The sequence below is a fragment of the Frigoribacterium sp. VKM Ac-1396 genome, assembly GCF_015350895.1.
Classification (GTDB): Bacteria; Actinomycetota; Actinomycetes; order Actinomycetales; family Microbacteriaceae; genus Frigoribacterium.
Map to the genome: position 1 here is coordinate 1444266 of NZ_JADKSD010000001.1, position 16347 is coordinate 1460612.

Below are 16347 nucleotides of genomic sequence, written 5' to 3' on the forward strand. Positions count from 1 at the left end.
CCCCCCCCCCCCCGCGACCGTGGTGCGTCCTGCGCCGGGCGAGTGTCCGGAAACCGCTGCGCGGCCCCGCCATTGTTTTGACTCATTCAAAAGAAGGCGTAGAGTGGTGTCAACGCCGACGGAGGCCAGGGCAACCGTCGAGCACCTCGGCCGAGCCCTCCCTCGCCGGTCACCGCCCGCTCGATCGAACCGATCGCGGGCCCCCGACCAGCAGCACCCACCAGCACCAGCCCAGCCCGAGGAGTCACCGTGAACACCACCGCCACGACCACCCGCACCGCCACCACCCCCCTCGGCGGCCGCTACGTCGGCACGTCCGCCCCCGCGACCGTCGGCTCGTACGTCGGCTCCGTCGCCGCCGACGTCACGCCCGGCACCTACGTCAGCACGACCGCCCGCCGCGACCTGTCGATCGGCCGCTACACCGCGAGCGCGCTGCGCCGCCTCTCGACCGTGACGGCGTCCGTCCGCACGGCCACCGGCTCGATCCACACGGCGACCGGTTCGGTCCGCACCGCGTAGTCACGCCCCTCCCGGCCGCACGACCTGAACCCGTGCGGCCCTGCCCGAGGAGGCGCGGGTCGCGTCCCCGACGACGCCCCACCCCGCCGCCTCAGACGACATGCCGCCCACCTCGAGAGGTGGGCGGCATGTCGTGTCTCGTCGGCGCGGTGACCGGCTACAACGTCGCGGCGGACGGGTCCCAGCCCTCGTCGAGCGGCACGGGCTGCTGCACGGCCGACTCGACGGCCACGGGCGAACCCTGCTCGGCGGCCGACGAGATCGCCAGCAGGACGTCGAGCACGTGCGAGGCGACCGCCCCGCTGGCCCGCTCGGCGTCTCCGCCACGGATGGCCCGGGCGAGGTCGAGCACGCCCGACCCGCGGCCGTAGGTCGACCCTGCGGCCGTGAGCGTCTCGGGCTCGTCCCGGCCGAAGCGCCAGAGGCTCGAGTCGCCCTCGAACGTGTTCGGGTCGGGCAGCACGAGGGTGCCCTCGGTGCCGCTGATCTCGACGAACCCCATGCGCGGCAGCGCGTTCTGGAACGAGAACGTCGACTGTGCCGACTGCCCGCCCGCGAACTCGATCAGGGCCGCGTGGTGCGTCGGCACCTCGACGGGGAAGGTCTCACCGGCCCGGGGGCCGCTGCCGACCGTGCGCGTGTCGAACGACTTCGACGACACGGCGCTGACCCGGCTGGCCGAGCCGAAGGCGTGCACGAGCGTCGTCACGTAGTACGGCCCCATGTCGAACAGGGGGCCCGCGCCGATAGCGAAGAGGAAGTCGGGGTTGGGGTGCCACGACTCGGGCCCGGGCACGTGGAACATCGTGGTCGCCGTCAGCGGCTGGCCGATGTCGCCGCGGGCGATGGCCCGCATGGCGGTCTGCACGCCGGCACCGAGCACGGTGTCGGGCGCGCAGGCGACGCGGACGCCGGCGGCCTCGGCGGCGGCGAGCAGGTCTCGGGCCGAGTCGTGGTCGAGCGCGAGGGGCTTCTCGCTCCAGACGTTCTTGCCGGCGGCGACGATGCGACGACCGACCTCGGCGTGGACGGCGGGGATCGTCAGGTTGACGACGATCTCGATGTCGTCGATCGCGAGCAGCTCGTCGACCGTGCCGTGCCCGGGCACGCCGTGGGCCTCGGCCTGCGCCTTCGCGCGGTCGAGGTCGATGTCGGCGACGAAGAGCACCTCGAGGTCGGCGAAGCGCGTCATGTTCTCGAGGTAGGTGCCGCTGATGACGCCCGCGCCGATGACGCCGACGCCGACGCGGCCGGTGCGACCGCCCGTGGCATCGAGGCCGCTCACTTGTCGTTCTCCTGCAGCCAGGCGAACGACTCGGCGACGCCGTCGAAGACGTCCTTCGCGTAGTCGTCGAACTCGACGACGCGCAGCGCGTGCGGCGCGGCCGCGAGCACGGCCGCCACGTCGACGTCGCCCTGGCCGGCCGGGGTCTGGTTCTTGAAGGCGGCGGCGAGCGCGTCCGGCACCTCGAGGGCGCTCTCGCTGCTCGGCAGGGCCGTGGCGATGTCGCCCGAGATCTTGCCGTCCTTGACGTGCAAGAACTGCACGCGGTCGCCCAACGAGCGCAGCAGCGCGGGGGTGTCCATGCCGCCGACGGTCGACCAGAACGTGTCGATCTCGAGGACGACGTCGTCGTTCAGGCGCTCGAGGAAGAAGTCGTAGACGGGTCGGCCGTCGACCTGGTTCGCGAACTCCCACTGGTGGTTGTGGTAGCCGAAGCGCAGGCCAGAGGCCGCGGCGAGCACCTGCAGCTCGTTGACGCGGTCGGCGATGGCCCGCGCGTCGTCGGCGGTCTGCCACCGGTCGCTCGGGATGAACGGGTCGATGACGGTGCCGATGCCGAGCTGGGCCGCCGCGGCGAAGGCCTTCTCGGGCTCGTCGGAGTCGATGACCGGTGCGTGGCCCGACGGGGCGGTGACGCCCGAGTCGGCGAAGGCCTTCTCGAACTCGTCGGCGCGCTCGACGAACGAGTACGGCTCGACCTTGGTGAAGCCGATCTCGGCGATGCGGGCGACGGCGCCCTGCAGGTCGGCCGAGACGGCGTCTCGGACCGTGTACAGCTGCACGGAGGGTGACGAGGGCATGGGGGACTCCTTTGTCGTGGTGACGGCGGGTGGCTCGGGTCGATCCTGCCACTTATGTCGACCGTTGACAAAAGATCGCCGCGAATCGACACCGAGCGGGCCTCGACGACGACCGTCGCCCATCCGCCCGAGCGACGCCCGCGTCGCGGGGAGGCGCAGGAGGCGCGGGTCGGGAGGCGCGGACGGTGGCCGACCCGCGCCTCCCGGGTTCACCGCCGGTCGGCCGTCTCGCGGTCGTCGACCGTGCGCACGGCACCCGTCTCGACGCGCTCGGCGAGGATGCGCCGACGACGGCGGCCGAGCGAGAGGGCCCCCGGCACCACGAGGACGACGGCGATCGCGATCCACAGCCCGACGGTCAGCGGGCTCGACACGAGGATGCCGGGGTCGCCCTCGGACAGGATCATCGCCCGGCGCAGCTGCTGCTCGAGCAGCGGCCCGAGGATCAGCCCGACGACGGCCGGGGCCACCGGGATGTCGGCGATGCGCAGCAGCAGGCCGAGCGCACCGATGCCCGCGAGCAGGAAGAGGTCGGTGGTCGACCCGCCGGCCGAGTAGGCACCCAGGCAGGCGAACACGACGACCGCGGCGTAGATGGCCCACGCCGGGATGGTCAGCACCCTGGCCCACACCTTGACCAGCGGCAGGTTGAGCACGAGCAGCATCACGTTGCCGATGTAGAGCGACGCGATGAGCGCCCAGACGAGGTCGCCCGACTCGGCGAACAGGGTCGGCCCGGGCTGCAGGCCGTACGACTGGAACGCCGTGAGGATGACCGCGGCGGTGGCCGAGGTGGGCAGGCCGATGGTCAGCAGCGGCACGAGCACGCCCGCCGCGGCGGCGTTGTTCGCGGCCTCGGGCCCGGCGACGCCCTCGATGGCGCCGTGGCCGAACTCGTCCTTGTGCTTCGACAGCCGCTTCTCGGTCGCGTACGACAGGAAGGTCGGGATCTCGGCCCCTCCGGCCGGCAGCGACCCGATCGGGAACCCGAGGGCCGTGCCGCGCAGCCAGGCGGGCCACGAGCGCTTGAACTCGTCGCGGGTCAGCAGGGCACGCCCCTTGACCGGCTGGACGGTCGTGCGACCGGTCTTCGCCAGGACGTGGCCGAGGGCCTCGCTCATGGCGAAGAGGCCGACGACCACGAGCACGACGTCGATGCCGTCGAAGAGGCCGCCGTTGCCGAAGGCGAGCCGGGCCTGGCCGGACTGCGCGTCGATGCCGACGAGTCCGATGGTCAGGCCGATCAGCAGGCTCGCGGCGCCCTTCAGGAGGCTCGGGCCGAGCAGCGCGGACACGGTCACGAACGCGATCACCATGAGGGCGACGTACTCGGGCGGCCCGAGCTGGACGGCGAAGTCGGCCACCCACGGGGCGACGAAGGTGATGGCGATCGTGCCGACCGTGCCGGCGACGAACGAGCCGAGTGCGGCGGTGGCGAGGGCCGACGCCGCGCGACCGGCCTTGGCCATCTTGTTGCCCTCGATCGCCGAGACGATCGAGGCGGACTCCCCCGGGGTGTTCAGCAGGATCGACGTCGTCGACCCGCCGTACATGCCGCCGTAGTAGATGCCGGCGAACAGGATCAGCGCCGCCGCCGGGTCGAGGCGGAAGGTGATGGGCAGCAGCAGCGCCACCGTGAGCGCCGGCCCGATGCCGGGCAGCACGCCGACCGCGGTGCCGATGGTGACGCCGAGCAGCGCCCAGAGCAGGTTCTCGGGCGTGAGGGCCGCCTCGAAGCCCTGCATCAACAGGTTCAGCTGGTCCATGGTCTAGAACCCCCAGGGCCCGGCCGGCAGGGCCAGGCCGATCACGCGGTCGAACAGCAGGACGATGACGCCGGCGAGCACGAGGCCGTAGAGGGCCAGGCGCCACCACGGTCGTGGCGAGCCGAGCACGAGCGCCCCGGCCACGAACAGGGCCACCGAGACGACGGTGAAGCCGACGAACGGCAGCAGCAGCCCGTAGACGACGATGCCGGCCAAGAGGCCGAGCACGCTCCAGAGGCGCGGGCTGACCGGGCCGACGCCGCGACGCACGACGACCAGGACGAAGCGCAGGTTGACGACGACGAGCGCGGCACCCACCACCGCGAGCAGCACCCCGATGATGGTCGGGAAGGCCGCCGGCCCGAGCGGCTCGCTGGTCGGGCGAAGCGACGCGGCGTCGCTCAGCACGACGACCGCGGCCACGACGAGCAGCAGGCCGACGACGGCCGTGACGGCGCCGCTGACCACCGCCGGGTGGTCGACGGCCCGCGCGGCGACGGACGACGGAGGCGCGGCGCGGCGGTCGCGGACTGTCCGCACCTCGGTGGTGTCGAGGCCGGGCGGCCCCGGCTTCTCGCGACGACGGGCGCTCATCGGTCGCCTCCGAGCCCGATGTCGTCGAGGACCGTGCCGATGGTCTCCTCTTGCGCGGCGACGAACTCGTCGAACTCGGGGCCGGTGAGGAACTCGTCGCCCCACCCGCGGGTCTGGACGATGTCGCCCCAGGCCTCGGTGTCGTGCATCTCGGTGAGCATGGTGACCAGCGCCTCCTCGTCTTCTTCGCTGATGCCGGGGGGCGCGGCGACGCCGCGCCAGTTCTGCAGCTCGACGTCGAGGCCCTGCTCGTGGAAGGTCGCCACGTCGGGCAGGTTCTCGACCCGCTCGGGGCTCGACACCGCGAGCGCCCGCACCGAACCGTCGGTGATGTAGGGCGCGATCTCGCTGATGCCCGAGATGCCGGCGGTCGACCGACCCGAGAGCAGCGTGGTGAGCGCCTCGCCGCCGCCCGAGTGGGCGACGTACGAGACCTCGGCCGGGTCGGCACCGGCCGCCTGCGCGAACAGGCCGGCGAGGATCTGCTCGACCCCGCCCGCCGAGCCGCCCGAGATGGACTGGGCGCCGACGTCGTCGCGCATGAGCTGGGCGAACTGGTCGAGGGACTCGATCTCGGAGTCGGCCGGCACGACCAGCACGAGGTACTCGGTGCTCAACCGGGCCAGCATCGTGACGTCCTGCAGCGAGTACGGCGACTCGTTCGTGATGACGGCACCGATCATGATCGCGCCGGTGGCCATCAGCTGGCTCGCGTCGCCGCGGTGCTGGACGAACTGGGCGAGGCCCGGGGTGCCGCCCGCGCCTCCGACGTTGTAGACCTCGCTGCGGCCGATCACGTCGGCGAGCGAGGACTGCATGGCGCGGGCCGTCTGGTCCCAGCCGCCGCCGGGGTTGGCCGGCGCCATGATGCGCAGCTGCTGACCGCCGAGGGCGGCCTGGATGGCGGTCGCCGGGCTGGCGCTGCGGGCCAGGTTGGTCGTCACGAGGGCGACCACGACGGCGATCGCGAGGGCCACGACCACCCCCAGGCCGATGCGGTCTCGAAGGCCCCCGCCGGGGGCGCGTTCGTCTGCGGGCACCGTTGCTCCTCATCGATCGTCGACGTCTTCGTCACACTCTGTATACAGTGACGAGCCCCGGGCGTCAACGAGGAGGCGCGCTCGGCCGGGCGGGTCAGCCCAGTTCGGCGTCGACCTCGAGCCGCAACAGGTCGAGCCGGATCTCGCGGGCGCGCTGCATGTGCCGCCGGGCGACGGCGCCGGCGCGCACGGCGTCGCGGTCGCGGATCGCCGCCACGATCAGGGCGTGCTCGTCGAGGGCCTCGACCCAGCGGTCCCCCACCGACAGGGTCGAGCTCGGGGTGTGGATCAGGTGGACCGACAGCCGTTCGAGCAGGTCGAGCAGCACGGGGTTGTGCGCGGCGTCCCACAGGGCGGCGTGGAACTCGAGGTTCGTCGTCATGCGCAGGCGGTCGGACGGGTCGACGAGCGCGCGGTCGCGGGCCACGAGCCCGTCGAGCCGTTCGAGGTCGTGGTCGTCGCGGGTGCCGGCGGCCTGCGCCGCCACCTCGGCCTCGAGCATGATGCGCACGTCGTAGACCTGCACGACCTCGCGTGCGTCGACGCGCTTGACGAAGAGGCCCCGGGCACCGCGTTCGAGCAGCCGTTCGTGCTCGAGCCGCCCGAGAGCGGCGCGCACGGGCGTGCGCGAGACGCCGAAACGCTCGGCCAGCACGACCTCGCGCAACGCGGCACCGGGCGGGATGGCGCCCGACAGGATCTGCGCGCGCAGCTCGTCGTGGATGGAGTCGCCGTCGTGTCGCGTGGGCCGCTCGGCCCCGTCACCGCGCACGTCGGCCGCGGCCGCATCCGCGGCGCTCGCCGACCTCACCGGCTAGGCGGCCAGGCCGGCCCGCCGGCCGAACACCGCCCCTGCCGCCAGGCCGGAACCCCCGGGGTAGTTGCCGGAGAAGAGCCCGCCGAGCGCCTCGCCGACGGCGAAGAGTCCCGGCACGGTCGACCCGTCGTCGCGTCGCACCCGGCCGTCGACGTCGCCCGCCAGTCCGCCGAAGGTGAAGGTGATGCCACAGGTCACAGGGTAGGCGAAGAACGGACCCGTCTCGAGGGGCGTCGCCCAGTTGCTCTTCGGGGGCGTGACGTCGGCCCGACGGCCGTCCTTGACGGTCGGGTCCCACGGCAGCGAGAGGTCGATCGAGGCGTTGTACTCGCGGATCGTCGCGACGAACGCCGCCGCGTCGACGTCGAGCGAGGCGGCGAGCTGCTCGAGCGTGTGGGCCTGCACGACGCTGATGCCGGGCATGTCGTACTCCTCGGTGCGCAGCATCGGACGCAGGGTCGCGTCGAAGACCTGGTAGGCGATGCCGCCGGGCTGTTCGAGGATGCGCCCGCCGAACTTGGCGTACGTGTAGTTGCGGAAGTCCTCGCCCTCGTCGACGAAGCGTCGGCCCTCGCGGTTCACGATGACCCCGAGCGGGTAGCTCTGGCGGGTGAAGCGGTTGGTCAGCTCGCGGTTGCCCTCGTTGTCGGGGTGGAAGGCGTCCCACTGCACGCTGTGCGCGGTGGACCAGTCACCGCCACGGGCGGCACCGAGGTCGAGGGCGGCCTCGATCAGCTCGCCCGTGTTGAGGGGCGTGCCGCGCACGACGGCCGAGCCCCAGCCCGGGCCGAGGTGGCGCTCTCGCAGCTCGGGGCTCGACTCGAACCCACCCGACGCGACGACCACGGACTCGGCCCGCACCTCGTGCTCGCGGCCCTCGGCGTCGACGCAGGTCACGCCCGTGACCGAGACGGGCGCCGCGCCTCCTGCCGACGTGCCCTCGGCACCCGCCGCGCCGTCGGCCGGGGACGTGACGAACCCGGTCACGCGGACCCCGTAGGCGACCCGGTAGCCGAGCCGGTCGGCGACGGCGCGATGGTCGGCGATCAGGCCCTTGCCCCCGTCGACGTTGCCGAGGTGGAGCCCGCCCCAGAACAGGTAGCCGCCGCCGTCGCGCTCGTACGCCTGACGCTCGTACATCAGGCGGTAGCGGAGGCCCAGGTCGTGCAGCCAGGCGACGGCGTCGCGCGACTCGTCGACGAGCACGGCGGTCATGTCGGGGTCGTTGCGACCCGAGGTCACCTTCCGGAGGTCGGCCGCGTACTCGGCGGCCGGGTACGGCGGCACCTCGGTGACGTCGTGCCGGTCGTCGGGCTCGACGATGTCGACCAGGTCGGCGAGCCCGGCGTGCGCGATGCGGGTCGCCCCCGCGGTGTAGTAGCTGTTGCCACCCGACTCGGCCTCACCACCCCGCTCGAGCAACAGCACCCGGCGACCTCGTGAGGCGGCGGCGTGGGCCGCGGTGAAACCGGCGTTGCCACCGCCCACCACGACGACGTCGACGGACTCGGGCAGGGGCGTGTCGGGCATGGGTTCTCCTCGTCGAGACGGATCATTAGTGTATACACTAATCCGCACGGTGTCGAGGCTGCGAGGCCGTTCGTCCGCCGATCCCCCGAACGGGCGCGGCCGCGCAGGACGGCCTACCGTCGCACCTGTCATGACGCCCCCGACCGACCCGACCGCCGCCTCCCCCGCCCCCGCCACCCCCGGCGAGGGTGACGACGCCGTGGTGCCGGTGGTGGGCCCGGTGGACGCCCCCGACCTGCACCTCATGACCTACAACGTCCGTCGCCGCATGCCCCAGGTGCTCTCGACGAGGCACGCACGGGCCGACCGCTGGGCGTCCCGCCTGCCGGCGCTGCGCCTCCTGCTCGAGGCCGAGCGCCCGTCGGTGCTCGGCATCCAGGAGGCGCTGCCCGACCAGTCCGCGCAGCTCGCGGAGGCCCTCGGCGAGCGGTACGCGTCGGTGGGGACCGGGCGCGACCGCGACCGCGGCGGCGAGCGCGTCGAGCTGCACGTCGACACCACCCGGCTGCGGATCGTGCGGCACGAGTCGTTCTGGCTGTCGGCCACGCCCCGCGTGCCCGGGTCGCACACCTACGGCAACATGATCCCCCGCACGGCCGTCCACGCTGAGCTCGCCGACCTCGCCACGGGCGCCCGGTTGCACGTCGTCGTGACGCACTTCGACCACCTCTCGGCCCGGTCGCGGCGACACTCGGCCCTGCAGCTGCGCACCTTCACCGACGCCCTCGAGGGGCCCGTCGCGGTGATGGGCGACTTCAACGCCGTCGTCGACTCCCCCGCCCACCGCGAGCTGACCCGCGGGCGACTGGTCGACAGCCGCGAGGTCGCCGACGAACGCCTCGACCCCGGCTGGGGCTCGTACTCGAACTACGGTCCACCGCGCGTCGGGGGCCGTCGCCTCGACTGGCTGCTCGTCGACGGCGCCGCCCACGTCGAGCGGGCGGGCGTCGGGGCCCTGCGCCCCGGCGGCGTCGCCCCCTCCGACCACGACCCGGTGCACGCCGTCGTGCGCTGGCCGCACCGCCCCCAGGAGGACTGACATGCCCACCGTCGCCGAGACCTTCCTGCGCCGCCCGCACGGCACCTTCGAGTACGTCGCCGACGCCGTGCGCGTCATCGCCGCCCTGAGCGTCGTCGTCGTCGGCGTCGGGTGGGGCGTCGTCGAGATCGCGGTGCTCATGCTCGCGCTGCTCGGCACCCTCGTGCCCCGCATGCTGGGCCTGCGCGCCTCGGTCGACCTGATGGTCGGCGTCGCCGTCCTCGGCGCCGCCTGGAGCAGCGTCTTCGAGCTCTACACGCGCATCACCGGGTACGACACGGTCGTGCACTTCGTGCTCAACGGCCTGCTGGCCGCGGTCGTCGTCGTGCTCGCCCAGCGGGCCGGCTGGGTGGTGTCGCTCGTCCACGCCGGACGAGGAGGCGCGGGTCGCTCCGCCCGCGTCGGCTCAGTCGTGCTGACGGTCGCCTTCGGCCTGGCCGCGGGCACCCTGTGGGAGATGGGCGAGTGGGCGGGCCACACCCTCGTCGACTCCGCGATCTTCGTGGGCTACGACGACACGATCGGCGACCTCGCCGCGGGCGGCCTCGGCTCGCTGCTGGTCGGGCTGGCGCTGCCGTTCGTCGTGGGGGGCGACGTCCGTGAGCGCGTCGCGCGCGCCTCCTCGTCCGGGGTCGTCGGCGGGGTCGACGCCGTCGGCCACGGCCGCCCGCGCGTCCACCACCGGTGACGGCGTCCAGCCGAGGCGCGTGAAGAGCCCGGCCGGGTCGGCCCGCAACCAGCGCGACCAGGGCAACCCGTCGTTGCCGTGCACCGTGAACGAGTGCAGCGCCCGGTAGGTGCGCAGCCACGGGGCGTTGCCCGGGTCGAGCGGCCGGGCCGAGATGCCCGTGACGACGTCGCGGCGGTAGGCGATGCGACCACGTCCGGCGAGCTGACGGTCGCCGAGGTGCAGGGCGAGGTCCATGTCGTCGTGCAGCAGGATCTCGTGCCGGTGCACCTCGTCGCGCACGTCGAGCCAGGCGGTGCGACGCATCATCATCGTCGAGCCGAACAGCGGCCAATGCGCCAGGGCCGCCCCGATGACGAGGTGGTACGCGCCGACGTAGAGGGCCGACAGCAGGCGCTCGACGCCGACGGGCGCGTCGTAGAAGCGGGCGTTCGTGCTGACGGCCAGCACGTCGGGGTCGGCGGCGAGGGTGCCCACGAGGTCGGCGACCCAGGTGCGCGGCAGGACGCTGTCGGCGTCGACCCGGCCGATCAGGTCGGCGGGCGGCTCGGTGCCGGCCTCGGACCCCACCCCGGCGGCGGCGTCGTAGCCGGTGCTCGCGGCCGCGGCGATGCCCACCTGAGGCTCGGTGACCACGCGGGCCCCGTGGCGCAGGGCCACCTCGACCGTGTCGTCGGTGCTGCCGTTGTCGACGACGATCACCTCGTCGGGCACCAGGGTCTGCCGGGCGAGCGACCGGAGGCACGCGTCGAGCAGGGCTCCGTCGTCTCGGACGGGGACGACCACACAGACACGCACCAGCCCATCCAACCCGGTCGAGGGCGTTCCCGTCGACCGCCCACACCCCACGAAGTCGCCGAGACCCCCGTGCGCGCACGGGGGTCTCGGCGGAATCCCGGGGTCTGGCCGCGCGTCCGCCCGGCGGGAGCAGACTCGGCGCATGATCCCGACCGCCGCCGAACCGATCGTCCCGATGCTCGCCAAGGCCGTGGCCGAGGTGCCCGAGCCCGACTCCGTCGAGGGCGGGCTGAGCTACGAGCCGAAGTGGGACGGGTTCCGCGGCATCGTCTACGCCGTGCGGGCCGAGGCCGGCGCCCCGGACGACGCCCCGCTGACGATCGAGATCGGCAGCCGCGGATCGAAGATGCTCACCCGGTACTTCCCCGAACTCGTCGAGGCCCTCGCGCGCGTGCTGCCCGGGCCGTGCGTCCTCGACGGCGAGATCGTCGTCCGCACCGGCGAGCCGGGCCACGAACGGCTCGACTGGGAGGCCCTCGGCCAGCGCATCCACCCCGCCGCCTCGCGCGTCGCCACGCTCAGCGTCGACACCCCGGCGACGTTCGTCGCCTTCGACCTGCTCGCCCTCGGCGACCGCGACCTGCTCGACCTCCCGTTCGCCGAGCGTCGTGCGCTGCTGCTCGAGACCGCGGGAGGCGCGGGTCACCCCCTGCACGTCACCCAGGCGACCGACGACGTCGCGACGGCCCGTCGCTGGCTGACCGAGTTCGAGGGCGCCGGGCTCGACGGGGTCGTCGCGAAGCCGACTTGCGCCTCCTACGCTCCGGGCAAGCGGACGATGCTCAAGGTGAAGCACCACCGGACCGCCGACGTGGTCGTGCTCGGCTACCGCGTCCACAAGAGCGGCGCGGGGGTGGGGTCGCTGCTGCTGGGGCTGTACGACGAGGCGGGCGAGCTGACGAACGTCGGAGGCGCGTCCGCGTTCTCGGACGCCCGTCGCCTCGCGCTCGTCGACGAGTTGGCGCCGTTCGTCGACCGCGACGACGACGGCGAGGTGCGGCACGCCGAGACCGAGCGCAGCCGCTTCTCGTCGGGCAAGGACGTGTCGTTCGTGCCGCTCCGCCCCGAGCGCGTGGTCGAGGTGCGCTACGACCAGATGGAGGGCACGCGCTTCCGCCACACCGTCCAGGTCGAACGGTGGCGCGACGACCGCGAGGCCCGCTCGTGCGGCTTCGACCAGCTCGAGGTGCCGGCGGCGTACGACCTGGGCGAGGTGCTCGCGTAGGCGACCCGCGCCTCCTCGGGGCCACTGCACCGCGTTTCGGGCACCGCACCGCGTCTAGTCGAGGTGCGAAGCACGAAACGCGGTGCGGTGTCGTGTGTGCGGGTCAGTCGGCGGCGGGCTTGCGTGCGCGGCTGGGCTGCACGCGGGGCGGTTCGCCCGGCATCTTCGGGAAGTCGGGCGGGAACGGCAGCTCGCCGAGGCCGTCGGCCACGTCGCGCTCCCACCAGCCGAGCAACGCGTCGATGCGTCCGGGCGACTCGTGCATCGACGCCCACGGGTCGCCGTGCGTCTGCAGCCGCTCGGGCACGGTCAGCACGGTGTGCTCGGCGGGGTCGATGCCGGGCAGGTCGTCCCAGGTCACCGGCAACGACACGGAGGCGCGGGGCAGCGCCCGCGGAGACCAGGCCCCCGCCATGGTCCGGTCGCGGTTGGCCTGGTTGTAGTCGACGAAGAGGCGGTCGCCGCGCTCCTCCTTCCACCAGGCGGTGGTGACGCGGTCGGGCGCGCGACGTTCGAGCTCACGGGCCGCGGCGATGACGGCGTGCCGCACCTCGAGGAACTCGTGCGTCGGCTCGATCGGGGCGAAGACGTGCAAGCCCCGGTTGCCGCTCGTCTTGACGAACGCGGTCAGGCCGGCCTCGTCGAGCACGGCCCGCAGGTCGAGCGCGGCGGTCACGGCGTCGGCGAAACTCGTGCCCGGCTGCGGGTCGAGGTCGATGCGCAGCTGGTCGGGCAGGTCGGGCTGCTCGGCGCGGCTCGCCCACGGGTGGAAGACCAGGGTGTTCATCTGCGCGGCCCACACCGCGGCGGCGGGCTCGTCGACCACGAGTTGCGGGTGCACGCGGCCGCTCGGGTACGTCACGTCGACCGCGCGCACGTAGTCCGGCGTGCCCCGAGGCGGGTTCTTCGAGAAGTACTGCTCGCCGTCGACGTCGCCGCCGAAGCGTTGCAACGAGATCGGCCGGTCGCCGTTGGCGGCGACGAAGGGCGTGCCGACCTCGGCCAGGTACCGGGCCAGGTCGAGCTTCGTCACGCCGAGGTCGGGCCAGAGCACGCGCGACGGACTGCTGATGCGGACGTCGCGGTCGCCCACCCGCAGGGTCGTCGCCTCGGATGCCATGCCCGTGAGGCTAGTCCCGCCGGGTCGGCGCGGGTCGGCGCGGGTCGGCACGGGTCGGCGCGGCCCCACCCCCTGTTCCGGCGCTCAACCCCTGCCTAGGCAAATCGTCGACCGCCGAACGACGGGGTCACGTTCACGGGTCGTTCACCTGCGCGTCGCCTCCGTCCGAGATGGTTCGGTCGACACCCGACCGAACGGACCCCCGCATGCGCACGCCCCTGCTCCGCCTCGGCGCCCTGACCCTGGCCGGCTCGATCGCCGCCGCCGGGCTCGTGGCCACGAGCGCCCTGCCCGCCCTCGCGGCCGACGGCGACGTCGTCGTCAACGAGATCGACACGACCGACGACTGGGTCGAACTGCTCAACACCGGCGCCACCCCGACCGACGTGTCGGGCTTCGTGCTGCGTGACAGCAACGACACGCGGACCCTGGCCCTGCCCGCCGACACCGTCCTGGCGGCGGGTGAGCGGCTCGTCGTCGACGTGAACGACGACGCCGTCTGGGGTGCGGCCGCCTACGGGCTCGGACGAGACGACGCCGTCCGGTTGTACGCCGCCGACGGCACCACCCTGCTCGACTCGTACGCCTGGACGCAGTTCCCGACGACGACCTACGGCCGCTGCGCCGACGGCACGGGCGAGTTCACGACCACGGCGGCGGGCACCCGGGGCACGGCCAACTCGTGCGTCACGACGCCGGCCCCGACCGACCCCACCACGCCGGGCGACCCCGACCCCGTCCCCGCCGAGCCCGCCACCACCGACGTGGTGATCAACGAGGTCGAGTCGAACGGCGACGACACCGACTGGGTCGAGCTGACGAACGTCGGCACGGCTCCCGTCGACGTCTCGGGCTACACGTTCCGTGACGAGGACGACGTCCGCACCCCCTTCACCCTGCCCGCGGGCTCGGTCGTCGACCCCGGCGCGTTCTTCGTGATCGACCAGGCCTCGGGCTCGAACCCGGTCGGCTTCGACTTCGGGCTCGGCCAGCCCGACTCGGCACGCCTGTTCGACACCGCCGGCACGCTCGTCGCCTCGTACGCCTGGAGCGTCCACAGCACGGTCAGCTACGGCCGCTGCCCCGACGGCCCCGGTGACCTGACGACGACGACCGCGACGACGAAGGGCGCGGCGAACGACTGCTCGTCGCCCGTGCGCGTCAACGAGGTCGAGAGCCAAGGAGGCGCGCCCGGCGACTGGGTCGAGCTCACCACCGTGGGCACCACGTCGGTCGACCTCGGCGGCTACGTGCTGACCGACTCCGACCCGTCGCACCGCTACGTCATCCCGGCCGGCACGGTCGTCGCCCCCGGCGGGTTCGTCGTGCTCGACGAGCTGACCCCGACCTCGGCCGGCTTCGACTTCGGGCTGGGCGGAGCCGACTCGGTGCGCCTGCTGCTGCCGGACGGCACGACGGCCGCCGACGGCTCGACCGTCGCCGACGAGTACTCGTGGACGACGCACGCCGCCACCACCTACGGCCGCGGACCCGACGGCACGGGCGAGTTCGCCGTCACCTCGGCGGCGACCAAGGGCACGGCCAACACCTTCGAGGGCGTCTCGGTGCCGCTGGCCTGGCCGGGCGGACCCGACGAGGTCCCCCTCGACGACGAGGGCACCTTCACCGGCGACCTGAGCGGCCTCGACTACGAGCCGACCGGCACCGCGACCCCCGGCACGCTCTGGGCCGTGCAGAACGGCGACGGCCTGCTCTACCGCATCACCTCCGACGGCGCCGGCGGCTGGGCGCCGCAGGCGACCGACGGCTGGGCCGCGGGCAAGAAGCTGCTCTACCCGAGCGGCGTCGCGACCGACGTGGTCGACGCCGAGGGCGTCACGGTGGCCGACGACTCGTCTGCAGGCGGGGTCTACGTCTCGACCGAGCGCAACAACGCGTCGGGGTCGGTCAGCCGCCCGTCGGTGCTGCGCTACGACACGACCGCGGCCGGCTCGGCCACGACCCTCGTCGCGACCGACGAGTGGAACCTCGCCTCGGACTTCCCCGGCCTGGGGGCGAACGCGGGTCTCGAGGGCATCACCTGGGTGCCCGACGCGTGGCTGACCGAGGCGGGCTTCGTCGACGAGGCGACCGGCGCCTCCTACGATCCGGCCACCTACGCCGGCCACGGCGACGGGCTGTTCTTCGTCGGCGTCGAGGGCACCGCGAGCGTCTACGCCTACGCCCTGTCGGCCGACGGTTCGTCCGAGCGGGTCGCCACGATCGCGACGTCGTTCGCCCTGGTCGCCGACCTGCAGTTCGACGCCGACCTCGACGCGCTCTGGGTCGCCTGCGACGAGGCCTGCTCGGGCCGCACCGCGCTGTTCTCGGTCGACGACTCGGGCGCGTTCGCCGAGGACGTCGTCTTTGAGGCCCCGGCGAACGCCGACCGGGGGCTCGCCAACGAGGGCTTCGCGATCGCTCCGGCGGCGACGAGCGTCGACGGGTTCCGCCAGACGTTCTACGCCGACGACAACGACACCGACGGCTTCTCGCTGCGCGCCGGCACCTTCCCCGGCGTCGCGGCCGAGCCCGGCACGCCCGGCGGGCCCGGTGAACCCGGCACGCCCGGTGACCCTGGCACGCCGGCCGACCCCGGGACGCCCGGTTCGCCCGGTTCGCCGGTCGACCCCGGAACGGGCGTGACGCCCGTCGGGCAGGGCTCGGGCCCCGCCGCGGTGGACGGGCAGCTCGCCTTCACCGGGTCGGACGCCCGGTGGGCGGCGGCCGCTGCCCTGCTGCTCGTGCTGGCGGGGGCGGCGACCCTGGTCGTGCGCCGTCGTCGACTCACCCGCGACTGACCCGCGACGCCTCTCGAACCCCGTGTCGAACGATGCACCCGGAAGCTTCCGGGTTCATCGTTCGCAACGGGGTTCATCGTCGTGCCGCGCCCGTCCGGCGACCCCGCCCGGCGGGCACATGTCCCCGTTCGCCCGATCCGGTACGTACCGGATCAAGCGACACTCACCACAGTCCCCCCGCCCCCTCCGATCCGGTACGGATCGGATCGGATCGGATCGCACGACACTCCTCACCACCCCCGCCCTCTCCGATCCGGTACGGACCGGATCGCACGACACTTTCCCACCACCCCCGCCCCTGTCGATCCGGTACGTACCGGAT

The 16347-nt window shown here is 73.4% G+C and carries 13 protein-coding genes; 4 read left to right on the forward strand and 9 right to left on the reverse strand.

All coding sequences use genetic code 11. From position 1 onward, the window contains the following. The first annotated feature begins 249 nt into the window (after positions 1-249). The gene (locus ITJ55_RS06690) at positions 250-522 is read left to right on the forward strand and encodes a hypothetical protein (RefSeq protein WP_194594596.1); all 273 of its coding nucleotides are present in this window, start codon (positions 250-252) and stop codon (positions 520-522) included. Positions 523-679: 157 nt separating this feature from the next. On the opposite strand, the gene ITJ55_RS06695 is transcribed toward ITJ55_RS06690, so the two are convergent. The 7 genes from ITJ55_RS06695 to tcuA form a co-directional block, all read right to left on the reverse strand. Continuing rightward, the gene (locus ITJ55_RS06695; RefSeq protein WP_194594597.1) at positions 680-1807 is read right to left on the reverse strand and encodes a Gfo/Idh/MocA family protein; all 1128 of its coding nucleotides are present in this window, start codon (positions 1805-1807) and stop codon (positions 680-682) included. Further along, positions 1804-2607: a sugar phosphate isomerase/epimerase gene (locus ITJ55_RS06700; protein WP_194594598.1), complete on the reverse strand. Its 804-nt coding sequence runs from the start codon at positions 2605-2607 to the stop codon at positions 1804-1806. The genes ITJ55_RS06695 and ITJ55_RS06700 overlap by 4 nt, the downstream gene beginning before the upstream one ends. Positions 2608-2816: 209 nt before the next feature. Further along, a complete protein-coding gene (locus ITJ55_RS06705) occupies positions 2817-4373 on the reverse strand; it encodes a tripartite tricarboxylate transporter permease (RefSeq protein ID WP_194594599.1) in 1557 nt (518 codons plus the stop codon). Between the two features lie 3 nt (positions 4374-4376). Beyond that, positions 4377-4967, reverse strand: coding sequence for a tripartite tricarboxylate transporter TctB family protein (locus tag ITJ55_RS06710; RefSeq protein WP_056258960.1), 591 nt, complete (start codon positions 4965-4967; stop codon positions 4377-4379). Beyond that, on the reverse strand, positions 4964-6007 hold the full coding sequence (locus ITJ55_RS06715; RefSeq protein WP_370544054.1) for a Bug family tripartite tricarboxylate transporter substrate binding protein: 1044 nt from the start codon (positions 6005-6007) through the stop codon (positions 4964-4966). Before ITJ55_RS06715 ends, ITJ55_RS06710 begins: the two co-directional genes overlap by 4 nt. A 94-nt stretch (positions 6008-6101) precedes the next feature. Then, positions 6102-6818 carry a GntR family transcriptional regulator gene (locus ITJ55_RS06720; RefSeq protein ID WP_370544055.1) on the reverse strand — a complete coding sequence of 239 codons (717 nt, stop codon included), beginning with the start codon at positions 6816-6818 and terminating at the stop codon, positions 6102-6104. Between the two features lie 3 nt (positions 6819-6821). After that, positions 6822-8354 (reverse strand): FAD-dependent tricarballylate dehydrogenase TcuA, encoded by a 1533-nt coding sequence (tcuA, locus tag ITJ55_RS06725; protein WP_194594600.1) that lies wholly within the window; start codon positions 8352-8354, stop codon positions 6822-6824. 130 nt (positions 8355-8484) lie between these two features. Between tcuA and ITJ55_RS06730 the strand changes: the two genes are divergently transcribed. Beyond that, a complete protein-coding gene (locus ITJ55_RS06730; protein ID WP_194594601.1) occupies positions 8485-9393 on the forward strand; it encodes an endonuclease/exonuclease/phosphatase family protein in 909 nt (302 codons plus the stop codon). Positions 9394-9799: 406 nt separating this feature from the next. Here ITJ55_RS06730 and ITJ55_RS16490 read toward each other — a convergent pair whose 3' ends face one another. Continuing rightward, positions 9800-10879: a glycosyltransferase family A protein gene (locus ITJ55_RS16490; RefSeq protein WP_194594602.1), complete on the reverse strand. Its 1080-nt coding sequence runs from the start codon at positions 10877-10879 to the stop codon at positions 9800-9802. A gap of 142 nt (positions 10880-11021) precedes the next feature. Here ITJ55_RS16490 and ITJ55_RS06740 point away from each other — a divergent pair, with 142 nt between their 5' ends. Beyond that, a complete protein-coding gene (locus ITJ55_RS06740) occupies positions 11022-12104 on the forward strand; it encodes an ATP-dependent DNA ligase (RefSeq protein WP_194594603.1) in 1083 nt (360 codons plus the stop codon). Between the two features lie 103 nt (positions 12105-12207). Here the strand turns inward: ITJ55_RS06740 and ligD are convergent, their stop codons facing one another. Next, a complete protein-coding gene (gene ligD / locus ITJ55_RS06745) occupies positions 12208-13224 on the reverse strand; it encodes a non-homologous end-joining DNA ligase (RefSeq protein ID WP_194594604.1) in 1017 nt (338 codons plus the stop codon). 206 nt (positions 13225-13430) lie between these two features. Between ligD and ITJ55_RS16350 the strand changes: the two genes are divergently transcribed. Next, positions 13431-16025: a lamin tail domain-containing protein gene (locus tag ITJ55_RS16350; protein WP_194594605.1), complete on the forward strand. Its 2595-nt coding sequence runs from the start codon at positions 13431-13433 to the stop codon at positions 16023-16025. The last annotated feature ends 322 nt before the right edge of the window (positions 16026-16347 follow it).

Coding starts and splice junctions, on each gene's coding strand:
- ITJ55_RS06705 (WP_194594599.1), bottom strand. CDS start 4,373: ATGGACCAGCTGAACCTGTTGATGCAGGGCTTCGAGGCGGCCCTCACG.
- ITJ55_RS06740 (WP_194594603.1), top strand. CDS start 11,022: ATGATCCCGACCGCCGCCGAACCGATCGTCCCGATGCTCGCCAAGGCC.
- ITJ55_RS06700 (WP_194594598.1), bottom strand. CDS start 2,607: ATGCCCTCGTCACCCTCCGTGCAGCTGTACACGGTCCGAGACGCCGTC.
- tcuA (WP_194594600.1), bottom strand. CDS start 8,354: ATGCCCGACACGCCCCTGCCCGAGTCCGTCGACGTCGTCGTGGTGGGC.
- ligD (WP_194594604.1), bottom strand. CDS start 13,224: ATGGCATCCGAGGCGACGACCCTGCGGGTGGGCGACCGCGACGTCCGC.
- ITJ55_RS06710 (WP_056258960.1), bottom strand. CDS start 4,967: ATGAGCGCCCGTCGTCGCGAGAAGCCGGGGCCGCCCGGCCTCGACACC.
- ITJ55_RS16350 (WP_194594605.1), top strand. CDS start 13,431: ATGCGCACGCCCCTGCTCCGCCTCGGCGCCCTGACCCTGGCCGGCTCG.
- ITJ55_RS06730 (WP_194594601.1), top strand. CDS start 8,485: ATGACGCCCCCGACCGACCCGACCGCCGCCTCCCCCGCCCCCGCCACC.